The organism is Nocardia neocaledoniensis (genome assembly GCF_003182135.1).
GTDB lineage: Bacteria > Actinomycetota > Actinomycetes > Mycobacteriales > Mycobacteriaceae > Nocardia > Nocardia neocaledoniensis.
This window is the reverse complement of record NZ_QGTL01000012.1, coordinates 18070-34360: the sequence shown is the minus strand read 5'-3', so window position 1 is coordinate 34360 and position 16291 is coordinate 18070. Positions and strand designations below refer to the sequence as shown.

At 71.2% G+C, this 16291-nt stretch carries 14 protein-coding genes; 4 read left to right on the top strand and 10 right to left on the bottom strand.

What is annotated here, in order from left to right; all coding sequences use genetic code 11:
- Positions 1-26: 26 nt before the first annotated feature.
- From DFR69_RS26515 to DFR69_RS26505, 3 genes are read right to left on the bottom strand one after another with little or no spacing between them, the layout of a single operon-like run.
- Positions 27-899: an arylamine N-acetyltransferase family protein gene (locus tag DFR69_RS26515; RefSeq protein WP_110040374.1), complete on the bottom strand. Its 873-nt coding sequence runs from the start codon at positions 897-899 to the stop codon at positions 27-29.
- 59 nt (positions 900-958) lie between these two features.
- Positions 959-1948 carry a TAXI family TRAP transporter solute-binding subunit gene (locus tag DFR69_RS26510; protein WP_110040373.1) on the bottom strand — a complete coding sequence of 330 codons (990 nt, stop codon included), beginning with the start codon at positions 1946-1948 and terminating at the stop codon, positions 959-961.
- 50 nt (positions 1949-1998) lie between these two features.
- Entirely contained in the window at positions 1999-4104 is a 2106-nt protein-coding gene (locus DFR69_RS26505) for a TRAP transporter permease (RefSeq protein ID WP_110040372.1), read from the bottom strand.
- 108 nt (positions 4105-4212) lie between these two features.
- On the opposite strand from DFR69_RS26505, the gene DFR69_RS26500 reads away from it, so the two are divergent.
- A complete protein-coding gene (locus tag DFR69_RS26500; protein ID WP_110040371.1) occupies positions 4213-4761 on the top strand; it encodes an AAA family ATPase in 549 nt (182 codons plus the stop codon).
- A 68-nt stretch (positions 4762-4829) separates the two neighbouring features.
- Positions 4830-6011 (top strand): winged helix DNA-binding domain-containing protein, encoded by a 1182-nt coding sequence (locus DFR69_RS26495; protein ID WP_110040370.1) that lies wholly within the window; start codon positions 4830-4832, stop codon positions 6009-6011.
- 1 nt (position 6012) lies between these two features.
- On the opposite strand, the gene DFR69_RS26490 is transcribed toward DFR69_RS26495, so the two are convergent.
- Positions 6013-6771 carry a DeoR/GlpR family DNA-binding transcription regulator gene (locus DFR69_RS26490; RefSeq protein WP_110040369.1) on the bottom strand — a complete coding sequence of 253 codons (759 nt, stop codon included), beginning with the start codon at positions 6769-6771 and terminating at the stop codon, positions 6013-6015.
- Positions 6772-6775: 4 nt separating this feature from the next.
- Positions 6776-8725 (bottom strand): PTS mannitol transporter subunit IICBA, encoded by a 1950-nt coding sequence (locus DFR69_RS26485; protein WP_110040368.1) that lies wholly within the window; start codon positions 8723-8725, stop codon positions 6776-6778.
- 198 nt (positions 8726-8923) lie between these two features.
- Here DFR69_RS26485 and DFR69_RS26480 point away from each other — a divergent pair, with 198 nt between their 5' ends.
- A complete protein-coding gene (locus DFR69_RS26480; protein ID WP_110040367.1) occupies positions 8924-9982 on the top strand; it encodes a zinc-dependent dehydrogenase in 1059 nt (352 codons plus the stop codon).
- A 9-nt stretch (positions 9983-9991) separates the two neighbouring features.
- On the opposite strand, the gene DFR69_RS26475 is transcribed toward DFR69_RS26480, so the two are convergent.
- The 4 genes from DFR69_RS26475 to nadA all read right to left on the bottom strand — a co-directional run bounded on the left by DFR69_RS26475 (position 9992) and on the right by nadA (position 14727).
- Positions 9992-10759, bottom strand: a complete 768-nt coding sequence (locus tag DFR69_RS26475; protein ID WP_110040366.1) for an aminoglycoside phosphotransferase family protein — start codon at positions 10757-10759, stop codon at positions 9992-9994.
- 87 nt (positions 10760-10846) lie between these two features.
- Positions 10847-11707 (bottom strand): carboxylating nicotinate-nucleotide diphosphorylase, encoded by an 861-nt coding sequence (nadC, locus tag DFR69_RS26470; RefSeq protein WP_110040537.1) that lies wholly within the window; start codon positions 11705-11707, stop codon positions 10847-10849.
- 301 nt (positions 11708-12008) lie between these two features.
- The gene (locus tag DFR69_RS26465) at positions 12009-13652 is read right to left on the bottom strand and encodes an L-aspartate oxidase (RefSeq protein WP_110040365.1); all 1644 of its coding nucleotides are present in this window, start codon (positions 13650-13652) and stop codon (positions 12009-12011) included.
- Positions 13653-13689: 37 nt separating this feature from the next.
- Complete coding sequence (nadA, locus tag DFR69_RS26460; RefSeq protein ID WP_110040364.1) at positions 13690-14727, bottom strand: quinolinate synthase NadA; 1038 nt, start codon at positions 14725-14727, stop codon at positions 13690-13692.
- A gap of 77 nt (positions 14728-14804) precedes the next feature.
- Here nadA and DFR69_RS26455 point away from each other — a divergent pair, with 77 nt between their 5' ends.
- Positions 14805-15524 carry an NUDIX hydrolase gene (locus tag DFR69_RS26455; RefSeq protein WP_110040363.1) on the top strand — a complete coding sequence of 240 codons (720 nt, stop codon included), beginning with the start codon at positions 14805-14807 and terminating at the stop codon, positions 15522-15524.
- Between the two features lie 18 nt (positions 15525-15542).
- Here the strand turns inward: DFR69_RS26455 and DFR69_RS26450 are convergent, their stop codons facing one another.
- Entirely contained in the window at positions 15543-16223 is a 681-nt protein-coding gene (locus DFR69_RS26450; RefSeq protein WP_244198474.1) for a TetR/AcrR family transcriptional regulator, read from the bottom strand.
- Positions 16224-16291 lie beyond the last annotated feature (68 nt).

Here is a 16291-nt window from a genome sequence, read left to right as displayed (position 1 = left end):
CGTGTCAGCGGTCGATCAGCGTGAGGTCAGACGGTTCTCCACGGCATCGCCACGAGCGTCTGCGTGTCGGATTCGTCCAGGTCGATGTCGAAGATCTCGGCCAGCACCTTCGGCAGCTCGCCGGGCTCGAGTTCGCGTGATCGCGCGGTGCCGTCCGGGTATTCGGTGGTCAGGGTCACGTCGTCGAGAACGTGATGCACCTCGGGCAGGAAGCGCTGCAGGAACGGCCGGGTGGTGAACGGCGAGCGCGGCGAGGTGGACACGAAGTGATTGCCGACGGCCCAGTCGATGCGGTACTGCGGGTTCTCGGTGAAGGTGTAGCGGTCGATCCAGCCCTCGTGGCTGCGCTGGAACAGCACCCACAGGTCGCCGTCGGTGTCGTCGACGCGCCGTTCCAGGCGGTAGTGCCAGTCGCCGAGCGTGAATTCGCCGCGCCCGTCGACCAGTTCGTAGGGCGCGAGCGGGCCGAAGCCGAAGCCCACGTCGCAGATCCACACGCGCTCGTCCTCGGGCGTGGTCACCCGCAGCAGGGCGTGGGTCGCCGGGCGCAGCGCCCCGGTGGCCAGCGCGCCGTAGGTGACCCGTCCGCTCAGCCCGGAGACGCCGAACCCGAAGCGTTCCAGCGCGGCCGCGAACAGGCCCGCGTTCTCGAAACAGTAGCCGCCGCGACGGCGCCGGATCAGCTTGTCCTGCAAGGCGTCCAGGTCCAGGGGGATGCCGCGCCCGAAGATGATCTCCAGATTCTCGAACGGGATCGTGGTGGTGTGGGCGCGGACCAAGGCGTGCAGGGTGTCGACGGTGGCCGTGCGCGGCCCCTCGTAGCCGATCCTGGTCAGGTAGGCGTCGAGGTCCAGGTCCTCGCCCAGCCAGCGGTCATCACGGTGCACAGCCTCGGTCATACGACGCACAACGGCCCCACGCCGACCCTTGTTCCCGGATCGGGCCGCGACCGGCCGGATCAGCCGAGCGCGACCTCGGATCCGCGGTGCAGCTGTACCGGCGCGGTCTTGCTCGCGGTGGCGGCGTCGATACCCTTGGCGGCCGGGTTCGCCTGTTCCAGCTGCGGTTTGCGGTCCAGCAGCGTCTTGGTGAGCACGCAGGCCAGGTTCGCGTCGAGGTCCTCGCGGACGACGAGCAGGTTCGGCACCACGATGGTGGGGACGTCGGCGGGGAGGCCGTAGGTGGCGGCCGGGATGGGCGCGGTCTCGTAGACCGGGTTGATCTCCTTCAGCTTCGGCAGCACACCGGTGATGTCGAGGAAGCGCACCTTGTCCCTGGCGGTGGTGAACAGGTCGGTGATGCCGGGCGTCGGCAGGCCACCGGACCAGAACATGGCGTCGATCGAGCCGTCCTTGAGCCCGTCGACGGTCTTGGTCAGGTCGAGCCGCTGTGCGGAGACGTCGGTGTCGGGGTTGAGCCCGGCGGCTTGCAGCACCCGCTGGGCGATCACCTCGGTGCCCGACTTGGGCGATCCGGTGGACACCCGCTTGCCGCGCAGGTCGGCGAGGGAATTGATGCCCGCGTCGGTGCGCACGAGCACCTGGGTGTAGTTGTCGTAGAGCCGCGCCAGCGCGCGCACGGGCTGCGCGCCGGTGAAGCTGCCCTTGCCCTGGACCGCGTCGGCGGCGGTGTCGGCCAGCGAGAATCCCACCTGGTAGGTGCCGCCGACGACCTGCTGGATGTTCTGCACCGACGCGCCGGTCTCGGCGGCGGTCGCCTTGACGGTGCCGTCGGTGGCGGCCGAGACCTGCTCGGCGTAGGCGTTGCCGAGCGCGAAGTACACGCCGGTGGCGTTGCCGGTGGCGATGCCGATCCTGGTGTCCTGCTTCACCTCACAGGTCACCTCGCCGCCGCCGTCGGCCGCCGGAGTGTCCTGGCGCCCACCGCAGCCGGTGAGCAGGGCGGCCGCGGCCGACACCGCGACCAGGGTGACAACTGTTCTGACCATGAGGTCCCCTCTCGTCGACGGCTACGCTGCCGCCTGCTGATGTCCACGGATCACGGTGTGCCCGTGGCGGTTCGACGTCGCATCCGGTCGACCGTGCCCGCGAGCACGGCCGCGACCAGCACCGCGAGTCCGATGGCGGTCGCGGTCGGCGCCGGGTACAGCAAGGTGAGCCCGGCCGCCGCGGCCAGACCGCGCGGAATCGGCCCGATCGCGCCGAGGCCGAACAGCCAGCCGCCGGTCGCCGCCGCCAGCGCCGCGACGCCGACGCAGGCGGCCGCGCTCACCCACAGCACGTCGAGCACGGCGCCGCGCCCGAGCAGGTGCTGGCCGGAGTCGGTGAGCACGAACATCAGCGGCACCAGGAAGGCGGGCAGCGCGTAGCGCAGGGCGGCCCACATCGTCGGCACGGCCTTGGCCCCGGTGACCGCGGCCGCGCCGACCGCGGCCAGCGCGGTCGGCGGCGTCACCTCCGAGAGCACCGAGAAGTAGAAGACGAACATCGCGGCCGCCGGGGCCGCGACGTCGAGGTCGAGCAGCGCGGGGCCGATGATCACCCAGCCGATGACGAACGAGGCCGTCACCGGCACCGCGAGACCGAGCAGCGACAGCGCGATCGCGGCGAGCACCGCCGTGGTCGCCAGCACCACCGCGGGGTCGTCGGACAGCACCGAACCGGCCCGCACCAGCAACGATGCCAGCTGCGCGCCGAGACCGGTCTTGGTGGTCATCGCCGTGATCACACCCGCCGCGGCGCACACCGCCACCACGGGCAGCGCCGAGCGCATGCCGTAGGCCAGGGCCCGCAGGGCGTCGAGGACGAAGGCGCCGATCTCCCGCCGCGACCAGCCCCGCTGCGGCGGGGCGGAATCCTCTTCCCCCGCAGGGGTTTCCGCTCTGGCACGCAGGATGCGGTCGGGGACGGCCAGGACCAGGGCGAGGACCATCGCGTAGACCACGGCGCGGGTGGCGCTCATCCCGGCCAGCAGCAGCACGACGATCACGATCAGCGAGGAGAAGTGATAGCCGAAGCGTCCCAGCAGTTTCCACCACGGCGTGGGCAGCGGCCCGTCGGCGAGGTCGGCGGGCGCGCGGCCCTCGGCGTGGATGCGCCGGGCGTCGATCTCGACCGACAGCAGGATGCCGAGGTAGTAGAGCAGGGTCGGGATCAGCGCCCAGCCGAGCACCGTCACGTACGCCACGTCGAGGTATTCGGCGACGATGAACGCCGCGACGCCGAGCGTCGGCGGCGACAGGATGGCGCCGACGCCGGCGGCGGCGAGCATGCCGCCCGCCTGTTCGGGCCGATAGCCCGCCCGGCGCAGGATCGGCCAGGTGACCGCGCCGGTGCTCACCGCGGTCGCGGTGCCCGAGCCGGAGACGGTGCCGAGCAGGAATCCGGAGACGACGGCGGTGCGCCCGGCCGCACTGTGTGAGCGGCGGAACAGCGAAACCGAGAGGTCGACGAAGAATCGTGCGGCGCCGGAGAATTCGAGTACCGCGCCGTAGAGGGTGAACAGCACGATGTAGCTGGCCGCGACGTCCAGCGGGGTGCCGTAGAAGCCGCTGCCGGAGTTGTACAGCGCGTCGACGATCTGGTCGACGTCGAGTCCAGCGTGCGCGATCGTCCAGTTCTGCGGCAGCAGACCGCCGTAGTAGCCGTAGGCCAGGAACACCAGGCAGACCGCGGGCAGGATGATCCCGGTGGTGCGCCGGCACGCCTCGAGCACCAGCACCAGTAGCAGTCCGCCCATCAGCACGTCCAGCGGCGCCAGCATGCCCTGCCGGTCGAGGAACGCGTCGTAGCCTCCGCCGCCGTCGCCGAGCGTGAACGGCAGCACCGGATACAGGCAGACGAGCGCGGTGACCACGGCCAGCACCCAGTCCAGCGGTGCGGGCCCGTCGACCCGATCGAGCCTGCCCCAACCCGAGCGGTACCCGAGGAACACCAGCGGCAGGGCGATCGCGAGAAAGACGACGAGGTAGTACTGACTGCCCTGCGGCAGCGGCCGGAACACCTGCCACAGCGCCAGCATCGCCAGCCCGAACGACACCACGGACACCAGCCGCGCCGGGAATCCACCGAGCGTCCTGGCGGGACGTTCCTGATCATCCACGCCGAGTTCCGCCGAGGTCACGACCGGTGGCGCTGCGCTCATGAGCGGACGATAGCAACGTGTTTCGCACCGCCGGAGCGAAATCGGCAACCGCACACTCTGTACAAAATGGACACTAATTCCCGCCCGCCCAGCGTGGATAATGCCGTGATGCGGAGAATCTCGGTGGTGGGGACGTCGGGTTCCGGCAAGAGCACCTTGGCGAGGAACATCGCGCGGCGCCTGGAGATCCCGTACATCGAACTGGACGCCATTCATCACCAAGCGAACTGGACGCCCATGTCAGCAGCTGATTTCCGAGTCGCGGTCGCGGAGCGGACCGCGGCGGACGCCTGGGTGGCCGACGGCAACTACCGGACAAAGCTCGGTGACCTGGTGTGGCAGCGGGCCGACACCGTCGTGTGGCTCGATCTGCCCCGGTGGCTGGTCATGTACCAGGTCGTCACCCGGACGGTGGGCCGCGCCCTGACCAGGCGCGAGCTCTGGAACGGCAACCGGGAATCGTGGTCGAGCATGTTCTCGGCCGACCCGGCGCAGTCGGTGATCCGGTGGGCGTGGACCACCCATGCCACGAACCGGACGAGATATCTTGCCGCGCTGGATGATCCCGCGCACTCGGCGATCACGTTCGTCCGGCTGCGCTCTCGGCGTGAAGTTGCCGGGTTCCTCGACGCTCTCGAGGGCGCGGCCGCCGACTGAGCGCACGGATGGCCGCGGGAGTGTGTGCTCTCGGCGGTTCTGTCGGTGGGGGCGCTTACCATCCGGGCATGCTTTCGATCGATACCGCGCAGCGGCGGGCGCGGTTGGCGGACCGGCATCGGCTCGCGCCCTCGGCGCGTTCGGGTGATCCGGTGGACATCGCCCGCTCGCTGGTGGTGCTGCACGCGACCGATCCGGCGACGGTGTATCTGTCGGTCGGGGCCCGTGGCATCGATCTCGCGCCCGCGGATGTCGAACGGGCCCTCTACGACGACCGCGCGCTGGTGCGGCTGCTCGCCATGCGGCGCACCATGTTCGTGGCGCCGACCGAGCTGGTTCCGGTGTTGCAGGGCTCGTGCTGCGACGCGCTGGCGATCAAGCAGCGCAAGACCTACGGCCGCTATCTCGAGCAGGCCGGAGTCGTCGACGGTGACGTCCAGGCGTGGTGGTCCGAGGTCGAGGCGGAGACGCATTCGGCGCTGCTGAGGCTGGGCGCGGCGACCGGCGCCCAGTTGAGCAAGGCGGTGCCGCGGCTGCGCACCCAGGTCGACACCGCGCCCGGCAAGCCCTATTCGAAGCCGACCAGCATCACCACCTGGGTGCTGGTGGTGCTCGGCGCCGAGGGACGCATCGTGCGCGGCCGCCCGAACGGCGGCTGGACGAGCAGCCAGTACACCTGGTCGCCCGTGGAAACCTGGCTGCCCCGAGATCTCGGCCCCGTACCCGCCGCCGAGGCGCGCGTCGACCTGGTCCGCCGGTGGCTGTACGCCTTCGGCCCCGCGCCGGTGACCGATCTCAAGTGGTGGACCGGCTGGACTCTCGGCGACGTCCGAAAGGCCTTGGCGGAGCTGGACATCACCGAGGTGGCGCTCGACGACGGCAGCACCGGCATCCTCCTCACCGAGGACCTCGACCCGGTCCCGGCGCCCGAGCCGTGGGCCGCGCTGCTGCCCGCCCTCGACCCCACTCCGATGGGCTGGCAGACCCGCGACTGGTTCCTCGGCCCGCACGCGTCCGCCCTGTTCGACCGCAACGGCAACATCGGCCCCAGCATCTGGGCCGACGGCCGCATCGTCGGCGGCTGGGCCCAGCGCGCCGACGGCGAGATCGTCACCCGCCTGCTGGAAGACGTCGGCGGCGACACCGAGAAGCTCATCGACGCCGAGATCGCCCGCACCACCGCGTGGTTCGGCGAGGTCCGTGCCATCCCCCGCTTCCGGACCCCGCTCCAGCGCGAGCTCACGACGTAGCTCAGGCGCGGATCACCGTGGGCCCCAGGGCTTCATAACGGCGCGCCTCGGTCGCGGACAGCTCGGAGCCGGTGATCAGTGTCTCGAAATCGGCGATCTCGGCGAACCGGCAGAAGCTGCTCATCCCGAACTTGCTGTCGGCGGCGACCAGCACGCGCCGCCGCGACCGCCGCACCGCGGTCCCCTTCACGGCGGCGACCGCCGGGTCCGGGGTGGTCAGGCCGTACTCCACCGAGACGCCGTTGGTGCCGAGGAAGGCGAGGTCGATGGTGAGCTCGTCCAGCATGCGCAGGGCCCAGTGGTCGACGGTCGCCAGGGTGCGGCCCCGCATCCGCCCGCCCAGCAGCAGCACCGTGATCCCGGGACTGTCGGCGAGTACCTCGGCCGCCAGCAGGGAGGCGGTGACGACGGTGAGCTCCCGTTCGGCCAGCTTCTCCGCGATCAGCCGCGGGGTGAATCCCTCGTCCAGATAGACGGTTTCGGCGCCGTGCACCTGCTCGACCGCGGCCGCGGCGATCCGGTGTTTCTGCGCCAGATCCACCCGGCTGCGATATTCCAGGCTCGATTCGAAGGCCGCGCTCTCGAGCGGGATGGCGCCGCCGTGCACCCGCCGCAGCAGCCTGCGTTCGGCGAGCGCGCGCAGGTCGCGGCGGATGGTCTCCGCCGCGACCTGCAGCTCGTCGGCCAGGCCGAGGACGTCCACCCGGCCGCGGGCGCGGGCGTACTCGACGATCAGCGACTGCCTCGACTCCGAATCCACCTGGCTATTCTGCGACACCGGCCGGGGCGTCGACGGCACCGAGTACGGCCGCGATCTCCGCGCGTGTCGCCGCCGACCGCAGCCGATCGACCTGTTCGGCGTCGGCGAAGACGGTCGCGATCCGCGACAGCAGCGCGAGGTGGTCGTCCCCGGCGGCGGCGATGCCGAGCACGAACTCCACCGGATGCCCGTTCCACTCGACAGGCTCCGGATACCGCGCCAGCGCGATCGCGCTGTGCCGGATGCCGTCCTTGGCGGCGAGGGTGCCGTGCGGGATGGCCAGGCCGTTGCCCATGAACGTCGACACCGTGTGCTCCCGCTCGTGCATCGCCGCGACGTAGTCCGGGCCGACCGCACCGGCCGCCACCAGCAGCGCGCCCACTTCGTCGATGGCGCCGTCCGCGTCACGCGCCCGGCCCGCGAGCACGACGGACTCCTCGGCCAGCAATTCGGGTTCTCGCGTGCCCGCTCCCGGATCGGCTGTCCCGGCGAGCATCTCGACGATCTCGCCGTAGGCGGGACTGTCCATGAAGTTGTCGACGGTGACGTGCACGGCCGAGGGCGTGCGCGCGCGGGCCCGCTCGGCCAGATCGGTGTGGGTGACCACCAGGTCATAGCTGTCGGTGAGATTCGCGATCGCCTGATTGACCACGCTCACCTCGGTGAACCCCGCCGCGCGGATCCTCTTGCGCAGCACCGAAGCCCCCATCGCCGAGGAACCCATGCCGGCGTCGCACGCGAACACGATCGTCGAGATCGCCGATCGCCCGGCGGGTCGCAGTGCGGTCGAGGCGATCGAACGCTTGCCCTTCATCGCCTCCATCGTCGCCGTCGCCGCGGCCAGATCGGGCTCGGCCTCGGCTCGATCGGTCCGCAACAGCACGGCCGCGATCAGGAACGCCACCACCGTCGCGCCGATCACCGACAGCGTGACGCCCAGGTAACTGCCGCTCGCGGTCTGCGCGTACACCGCCAGGATCGAACCGGGCGCCGCGGGTGCGCGCAGCCCGGAGTCGAACACCACGTTGATCAGCACACCGGTCATCCCGCCCGCGATCACCGCGACGATCAGCTTCGGCTTCATCAGCACGTACGGGAAGTAGATCTCGTGGATGCCACCGAAGACGTGGATCACCGCGGCGCCGGAGGCCGAGGCCTTGGCCGCTCCCCGCCCGAACACCACGAACGCCAGCAGCAGGCCCAGGCCCGGCCCCGGATTGGCCTCGAGCAGGAACAGGATCGATTTCCCGGTCTCGGCCGCCTGATTGGTGCCCAGCGGGGTGAGGATGCCGTGGTTGATCGCGTTGTTGAGGAACAGCACCTTGGCCGGTTCGATGAACACCGAGGTCAACGGCAGCAGGCTGTGTTCGACGAGGAAGTCGACGACATCGCTCGCCAGATCGCTGAACGCGGTGACCACCGGCCCGATCCCGAAGAAGCCGAACACCGCGAGCACCGCGCCGCTGATCCCGGCCGAGAAGTTGTTCACCAGCATCTCGAAGCCGGGCCGGATCCGGTGCTCCCACAATCCGTCCAGCTTCTTGATCAACCAGCCACCGAGCGGTCCGACGATCATGGCGCCCAGGAACATCGGGACCTCGGCGCCCGCGACCACGCCCATGGTGGCGATCGCGCCGACGACGGCGCCGCGGGTGCCGTAGATCAGCCTGCCGCCCTGTGCGCCGATCAGGATCGGCAGCAGGTAGGTGATCATCACCGAGACGATGCCGCCGCCCTCGTACGCGCCCCAGCCGCCGATCTCGGCCACCCAGCTGTCGGCGCCCCAGGCATCGGTGAGGGAAGTGATCCAGCCCTTCTCGATGAACAGGGCCGTGAGCAGGCCCCAGGCTATGAAGGCGCCGATGTTCGGCATGACCATGCTGGACAGGAACGTCCCGACCCGCTGCACGTGGACGCGCAGCCCGGTGCGGGCTTCCGGTGGGGAGACAGACATCGCTTTTCCTCGAAACCACTCGATCAGATGTGACCCGAGCCACATTGGTCACCCCAGTAGAGCGCACAATCGGGCATCTTGACAAGCATTCGGGCACAACCGGGCAGCCATTTGTCTGGATTTGTGCCCGAATGGTCGCTACCGTGAAGACAGCGACCCAGCTCACACCGGCCGGAGACGGCGGGAAGGAACGGCTCCATGAAGGCCCTGCGCTACTACGCACCCGAAGACCTCCGACTCGAGGACATCCCCGAACCCGAGTGCGGTCCCGGCGAGGTCAAGCTGCGGGTGCGCAACTGCTCCACCTGCGGCACCGACGTCAAGATCCGGCACAACGGGCACCAGAACCTCACTCCCCCACGCACTCTCGGGCACGAGATCGCCGGCGAGGTCGTCGAGGTGGGCGCCGAGGTGGCCGCGCGGTACGGCACGGAGTGGCGGGTCGGCGATCGCGTCCAGGTGATCGCGGCGGTGCCGTGCGGGACCTGCCACGAGTGCGCGAAGGGCTGGATGGCGGTCTGCCGGAACCAGACCTCGGTCGGCTACCAATTCGACGGCGGATTCGCCGAATACATGATCGTGCCCGCGGAGGTACTGCGCGTCGACGGGATGAACCTGATCCCGGAGAACGTCGGTTTCGCCGAGGCGTCCGCGGCCGAGCCGATGGCCTGCGCGATCAACGCCCAGGAACTGCTGGGGATCGAGCCCGGCGACACGGTGGTGATCTTCGGCGCGGGCCCGATCGGGTGCATGCACATCCGGATCGCGCGCGGCGTACACCGGTGCGGGCCGGTGTATCTCGTCGACGTGAACGCCGAACGGCTGGCGCTCTCGGCGAAGGCCGTGCACCCCGACGAGGTGATCGACGCGTCCCAGGTCGACGTGGTCGAGCGGGTGCTCGAACTGACCGGCGGTCGCGGCGCCGACGTGGTGATCACCGCGACCGCCGCCAATGTCACCCAGGAACAAGCGATCGCGATGGCCGCCCGCAACGGCCGCATCTCCTTCTTCGGCGGCCTGCCCAAGACGAACCCGACCATCACCTGCGATTCCAATGTGGTGCACTACCGCCAGTTGCACATCCACGGCGCCAACGGTTCGGCGCCGGAACACAATCGGCGCGCGCTCGACTACATCGCCACCGGCCGGGTCCCGGTCGAGGATCTGATCACCCATCGCCTCCCGCTGGAGCGGGTCCTCGACGCCTTCACGATCGTCGAGAACGGCGAGGCCATCAAGGTCACCGTGGAGCCGTGACCGCGGTGGTCAGGAGGGCTCCGCGAGCCGGTCGAGCACGCCGGTGACGCCGGCGCTCACCACCTCGGCGTCCCCGATGTCCAGCCCGTGCGTCACCTCGTACCAGGGCCCGAGGCGATGCCACAGCAGCGCGCGCACGCGGAGTTCCTCGGTGACGCCGTAGGCGTCGGCGACCGCGCCCGCGAACTCCGCCGTCGCGCCGTACAGCGGCCAGGCCAGGTCGTTCGCGGCGTCGCCGAGATGGACGTCACCGAAGTCGATCACGCCCGACACCCGCCCGCCGTCCACCAGCACGTGCTCCGGTCCGAGGTCGCCGTGCACGACGGTGTCCGCGGGCGCCGCCGCGACGGCCGCGAGGACGGTCAGGGCCGAATCCCGGTGCGGCAGTGGCAGCAACGGCACGACGTCGACGCGGAACCGGGCCACCGCGGCCGCCCGGTCGGCACGGGTTCGGTCCGCGGACGGCAGACCGTGCCGGATCGCCTCGGCGGCGGGACTGTCGTGCAGCGCGCGGAGGAATTCGCCGAGCGCGCGTCCGTGCTCGGCGCCGGTGGATTCGATCGCCCGGCCGGGTACCAGGTCGTGGCGCACGGCCGGCGGGGTCTCGCTCCACAGCCATGGGACCGGTACCGGCAGCGGCAGCCGCGGCGCCAGCCACGGCATCAGCCGGGTTTCGCGCCGCAGTTGCTCGGCGACCTCGGGACGGCGCGGTCGGCGTTCCACCCAGCGCCCCGCGACCAGCACCGCACGACTGTCCCATCCCTGCGCGTACTCCACGACCCCACGCTAGGGCAGCACGAGGCGGAAGGGCTCAGGGTTTTCCAGCGGCTCGGGCCGGGCGGCGCCGCCCGAGCCGGCTCTGTGTCACATGTCCAGGCCGAGGTCGAGGACGCGGACCGAGTGGGTGAGGGCGCCGATGGCGAGGTAGTCGACGCCGGTGCGGGCGTAGTCGGCGGCCTGATCGAGTGAGAGTCCGCCCGAGGACTCGAGTTTCGTGTCCGGGGCGGTGGCGTCGCGGCGCTGGACCGCGGCCTGGGTCTGCCACAGCGGGAAGTTGTCGAGCAGCACGAGTTCGACGTTCTCGGCCAGGACCGCGTCGAGCTGCTCGAGGCTGTCGACCTCCACCTCGCAGGCGATGTCGGGCGCCAGTTCCCGGACCGCGCGCAGGGCGTTGACCACCGAACCGGCCGCGACCACGTGGTTGTCCTTGATGAGCGCCGCGTCGCCGAGGCCCATGCGGTGGTTGACGCCGCCGCCCACCCGCACCGCGTACTTCTGCAGTGCCCGCAGCCCGGGCAGCGTTTTGCGGCTGTCGCGGATCTCGCAGTCGGTGCCGTCGACCTCGTCGACCCAGGCGGCGGTGGCGGTGGCGATGCCGGACAGGTGGCAGACCAGGTTGAGCATGGTCCGCTCGGCGGTCAGCAGGCCGCGCGTCGGCGCCTCGATGCTCAGCACCGACGTGCCCGGCTCCACCCGGGTGCCGTCGGCGACGCGGTCGGTGACGGTGTAGTTCCCCGCGCCGATCACCTCGTCGAGCACCAGCAGCCCGACGTCGAGACCGGCGACGGTGCCGACCTGCCGCGAGACCACCGCCGCCTTGCTGACCGCGTCGGCGGGCACGGTCGCGACCGTGGTGACGTCGGGGCCGTAGCGCAGGTCCTCGTCGAGCGCGGTCCGGATCAGCGTCAGCAGTTCGTCACGATCCAGCGCGGCATCCAGCGCCATCACTGCACTCCTCTCGTCGGGCGCGCGGTGCGCCGGTTCGTTGCGGCGGCGGACCGGGTCCACCGCGGGTATTGCGTTGTACGACTAGCGATTTCCGCGGCGAACCACGGCGAATCCGGCGGCGATCACCGCGGCGTCGACGGACGCCCGGCCCCGGCCCGGCGACCGACGACAGCACGGCAGGTCCGGCCGGGTGGGTCCTCCGTCCATCGCGAACCTGTCGACACCGGCCGGTCCGCGACTCGCCGCGCGGCCGTTTCGCAGGGGTGTCCGCGATCGACCGCACTGCCGTGCGCGCGGTTCACCGCGCGCCTGTCGGCACGGCCACGGCGTCGACCGCGGCGAGGGCGAGCGTGCCGTCGGCAGCCCACCGCACCGCCGTGCTGTGACGCCGGTCCTCGACCGGCCGCGGGTACTCCGCCCGCGTGTGACAGCCCCGGCTCTCGGCGCGATCCGCGGCCGCGACCAGCAGCGCGCGGGCGGTCAGCGTCAGCGCGGCGTCCTCGATCCGGCGCAGCGTCAGCGCCGCGTCGAACCCATGACGCCCGGTTCCGTCGCCAGGAGCCGGGTTCGCGACGGCGTCGAGTGGTGCGCCCGCCGTGCGCGCCGCCTCGATCCGGGCGAGGGCGGTGGCCAGCCCGGCACCGTCGCGCACCACGGACGCGTGCGCGGTCATCGCCCGCTGCACCACCGCGCGTTCCGCGAATTCGACCGTCCACGTGGGGATCTCGCCGATTTCGGTCGGTGCGCCGAGCCGTTCGAGCGCGGCCGCGCCGGCCCGCTCCCCCACGACCAGGCCCTCCAGCAGGCTGTTGGAGGCCAGCCGGTTGGCCCCGTGCAGCCCGGTCCGCGCGACCTCGCCCGCGGCGTAGAGGCCGGGTACCCCGGTTCGCCCCGCGGTGTCGGTGAGCACGCCGCCGCACTGGTAGTGGGCGCCGGGCGCGACCGGAATCAACTGGGCCGACGGGTCGATGCCCGCCGCCAGACAGGAGGCGGTGATCGTCGGGAACCGCTGGGCGAAGCCGGAGATCGCGCGCGCGTCGAGGAACACGTGGTCGGTTCCCGTCGCCCGCATCCGCTCCGCGATGGCTCGCGACACCACGTCGCGCGGCGCGAGATCACCGCGCGCGTGCACGCCCGCCGTCACCGATTCGCCCGCGGCGTCGACGAGAACCGCGCCCTCGCCGCGCACCGCCTCGCTGATCAGCGGCCGCCTGCCCACCCCGCCCGGGGTGTGGAGCACCGTCGGATGGAACTGCACGAATTCGAGATCGGCCACCGCGGCCCCGGCCCACAGGGCCAGCGCCACGCCGTCGCCGGTCGCGCCGGGCGGATTGGTGCTCGAGGCGTACAGCTGCCCGAGCCCGCCGGTGGCGAGCAGCACCGCCGGGGTGCGCACGACGCCGAAACCGTTGTCCGACACCGCGACAACGCCGCGCACACCGTCGGGCCCGGTCAGCACCCGCAGCGCCGCGGCGCCGAACATCACCGGCAGCCCGGCCGCGTTCAGCGCGCGCTGCACCTCGGCCCCGGTCGCGTCGCCGCCGGCGTGGATGATCCGGCGGGTGCTGTGCCCGCCCTCGCGGGTGCGTGAGATCTGTCCGTCGCGCCCGAGGTCGAACACCGCGCCCAGGTCGGTCAGCGCGGCGACCGCCGCCTGCCCGCCCGCGACGATCGAACGCACCGCGTCGACCTCGCACAGCCCCGCACCGGCCTCGACCGTGTCGTGCACGTGCGAGTCGACCGAGTCACCGCGCGGCGCGACGACCGCGATGCCGCCCTGCGCGTACTGGGTGGAGGTGTCGGTGGGGCCGCCCTTGCTCAGGATGAGCACGCGCAGCCCGCGCAGTGAGGCCGTGCGCGCCGCCGTGAGCCCGGCGACGCCGCCGCCGACGACCACCAGATCGACCTCGGCCTCCCAGGAGACCGGAACCGTCGCCGTCATGGCCGTTACCGGTTCGACCACGCGGCCCGGCGCGGGGTCACTCCCCACCGCCGGGATTGCCGATCGAGATCATCCGCTGCACCGACGCGCGCCCGGCCTCGGCCATGGCCAGGTCGACGTGCACCTCGTCGGCGCCCTCGACCAGGCAGCGCAGCAGCGCGGCGGGGGTGATCATCTTCATGTACGGGCAGGAGGCGCGATCGTTGACGGCCTGGAAGTCGATGCCGGGGGCCGCCTTGCGCAGCTGGTGCAGCATGCCGATCTCGGTGGCCACCAGCACCTGGGTGGACTTGGCCTGCTTGGCCGCGTCGATCATGCCGCCGGTCGACAGGATGTGCACCCGATCGGCCGGGAACGAGCCCTCACCGGCCAGGTACAGCGCCGAGGTGGCGCAGCCGCACTCCGGGTGCACGAACAGCTCGGCGTCGGGGTGCGTGCGCGCCTGCTCGGTGAGCTCGTCGCCGTTGATGCCCGCGTGCACGTGGCACTCGCCCGCCCAGATGTGCATGTTCGCGCGGCCGGTCTCGCGCTTGACGTGCGCGCCGAGGAACTGGTCGGGCAGGAACAGCACCTCGCGGTCGGGGTCGATGGAGGCGACCACGTCGACGGCGTTGGAGGAGGTGCAGCAGATGTCGGTGAGCGCCTTCACCTCGGCGGTGGTGTTGACGTAGGAGACCACCATCGCGTCGGGGTGCTCGGCCTTCCACTCCCGCAGCTGCTCGGCGGTGATGGAGTCGGCCAGCGAGCACCCGGCGCGCTGATCCGGGATGAGCACGGTCTTGGCCGGGCTGAGGATCTTCGCGGTCTCGGCCATGAAGTGCACGCCGCAGAACACGATGGTGTCTTCTTCGGCTTCGGCCGCGATCCGCGACAGTGCCAGCGAGTCGCCGACGTGGTCGGCCACGTCCTGGATCTCGGGCAGCTGGTAGTTGTGCGCGAGGATGGTGGCGTTGCGCTCGCGCGCCAGCCGCCGCACCTCCCGCGCCCACTCCGGCGTCGCCTCGACACCCGTGTACCCCGAGGGTCCGTCGAAAACCGAACCCATCAGCGTCGGCTGTGCAGTCGTCGTCGCCATGGTGGCTCCTTCCTCGTGCGAACGGCTTTCTCGCCTCGATTCGCACCAAACCAGGTTTTCGACTTAGAATCGAAAACGTGCCCCATAGTAACACCATCCACGAATCGCTCACCGCGGTGTTCCAGGTTCGCCGCTTCCCCGCCGACGTTTCCGCAGGTAGTCGCGGTGCGCGGCACCCGGAGCTGGCGGTGCTGCTGTGGGAGCGGGCCTTGGATCCCCAGAAGGGCACGTGGTCGCTCCCCGGCGGCAGACTGCGCGACGACGAGGACCTCGACACCTCGGCCCGGCGCCAGCTGGCGGAGAAGGTCGACGTGCGCGAGTTGGCCCACCTGGAGCAGCTCTCGGTGTTCAGCGCCCCCGATCGCGTCCCGGCACCGCGCCGCATCGCCTCGGCCTACCTCGGCCTCGTGCCGCTCACCACCGAACCCGAGCTGCCGCCCGACACCACCTGGCACCCGGTCTCGGCCCTGCCCGACATGTCCTTCGACCACCGCACCGTCGTCGACCACGCCCGCACGCGACTGGCCGCCAAACTCTCCTACACCAACATCGCCTTCGCCCTGGCCCCTGACACCTTCACGATGTCGACATTGCGCGAAATCTACTGCGCGGCATTGGGTTACGACGTGGACACCACCAACCTCCAGCGCGTGCTCTCCCGCCGCAAGGTCATCACCCCCACCGGCGACACCGCGCCGTCGGGCCGCGCGGGCGGCCGCCCCGCCGCCCTCTACCGCTTCACCGACTCCGGCCTGCGCGTCACCGACGAGTTCGCCGCCCTGCGCCCCCCGAGCTGAGGCCCGGCACGCCCGGGCTCACGCTCGCGGCAGGATGCCGAACAGCAGCGCGTCGATCCCCGCGGCGAAGAGCGCGTCACTGTCGACCGGCGCGTTCGCCGCGTCCGGCGTGGCGCCGAACAGCCTGGTCAGGTTCGGGTAGTCCGGCATCCGGTCGCCGGCCCCCGCGAGCAACGCGCCTCCCAGATCGGCGGCCGACAGACCCGCGTTCTCCTGTGCGGCGAAGTTCGCGCCCCAGCCCGAGAGCATCGCGACCCCCATCATGACGGCGCTCGCGTCCAAGCCTGCCTGGGCGAGCGTGCCCGCCATCCGGTCCAGGTAGCGCACCGAATTCGGGCCCATGGCCGACGGCGCGGCGACGACCAGCCAGGGATGCCTGCGATGCAGCGCGCGGGACTGGCGCGCCAGCGCCAGGACGTCGGCGCGCACGTCGCCGGTCAGATCCGGGTACTCGTATTCGCCCGCCACCCGGTCGACCATGAGCGCGATCAGATCGTCCTTGCCGTCGACATAGCGATACAGCGACGCGGCCGCGGTCCCGAGCTCGTCGGCCACCGCGCGCATGGAGACCGCGCGCAGCCCGCCCGCGTCGGCCCGGCGCACGCAGGCGTCGGCCAGCTGGTCGAGGGTGTAGGCGGGTCGCGGCCCCGGCCTGGTCACCGCGCCGCGCGACCACAGGGAGGATCCGGTCCGCGTCATGACTGTCAGCATGCCGCAGAACCCCAGTTGCGAACAGTGTTAGCAGATGCGTATCCTGCAATTGCGAA

Excerpts from the sequence above, each read along its gene's own strand:
- DFR69_RS26450 (WP_244198474.1), bottom strand. The coding sequence starts at position 16,223 with ATGACGCGGACCGGATCCTCCCTGTGGTCGCGCGGCGCGGTGACCAGG.
- DFR69_RS26510 (WP_110040373.1), bottom strand. The coding sequence starts at position 1,948 with ATGGTCAGAACAGTTGTCACCCTGGTCGCGGTGTCGGCCGCGGCCGCC.
- nadA (WP_110040364.1), bottom strand. The coding sequence starts at position 14,727 with ATGGCGACGACGACTGCACAGCCGACGCTGATGGGTTCGGTTTTCGAC.
- DFR69_RS26485 (WP_110040368.1), bottom strand. The coding sequence starts at position 8,725 with ATGTCTGTCTCCCCACCGGAAGCCCGCACCGGGCTGCGCGTCCACGTG.
- DFR69_RS26500 (WP_110040371.1), top strand. The coding sequence starts at position 4,213 with ATGCGGAGAATCTCGGTGGTGGGGACGTCGGGTTCCGGCAAGAGCACC.
- DFR69_RS26465 (WP_110040365.1), bottom strand. The coding sequence starts at position 13,652 with ATGACGGCGACGGTTCCGGTCTCCTGGGAGGCCGAGGTCGATCTGGTG.
- nadC (WP_110040537.1), bottom strand. The coding sequence starts at position 11,707 with ATGGCGCTGGATGCCGCGCTGGATCGTGACGAACTGCTGACGCTGATC.
- DFR69_RS26480 (WP_110040367.1), top strand. The coding sequence starts at position 8,924 with ATGAAGGCCCTGCGCTACTACGCACCCGAAGACCTCCGACTCGAGGAC.
- DFR69_RS26505 (WP_110040372.1), bottom strand. The coding sequence starts at position 4,104 with ATGAGCGCAGCGCCACCGGTCGTGACCTCGGCGGAACTCGGCGTGGAT.
- DFR69_RS26495 (WP_110040370.1), top strand. The coding sequence starts at position 4,830 with ATGCTTTCGATCGATACCGCGCAGCGGCGGGCGCGGTTGGCGGACCGG.
- DFR69_RS26515 (WP_110040374.1), bottom strand. The coding sequence starts at position 899 with ATGACCGAGGCTGTGCACCGTGATGACCGCTGGCTGGGCGAGGACCTG.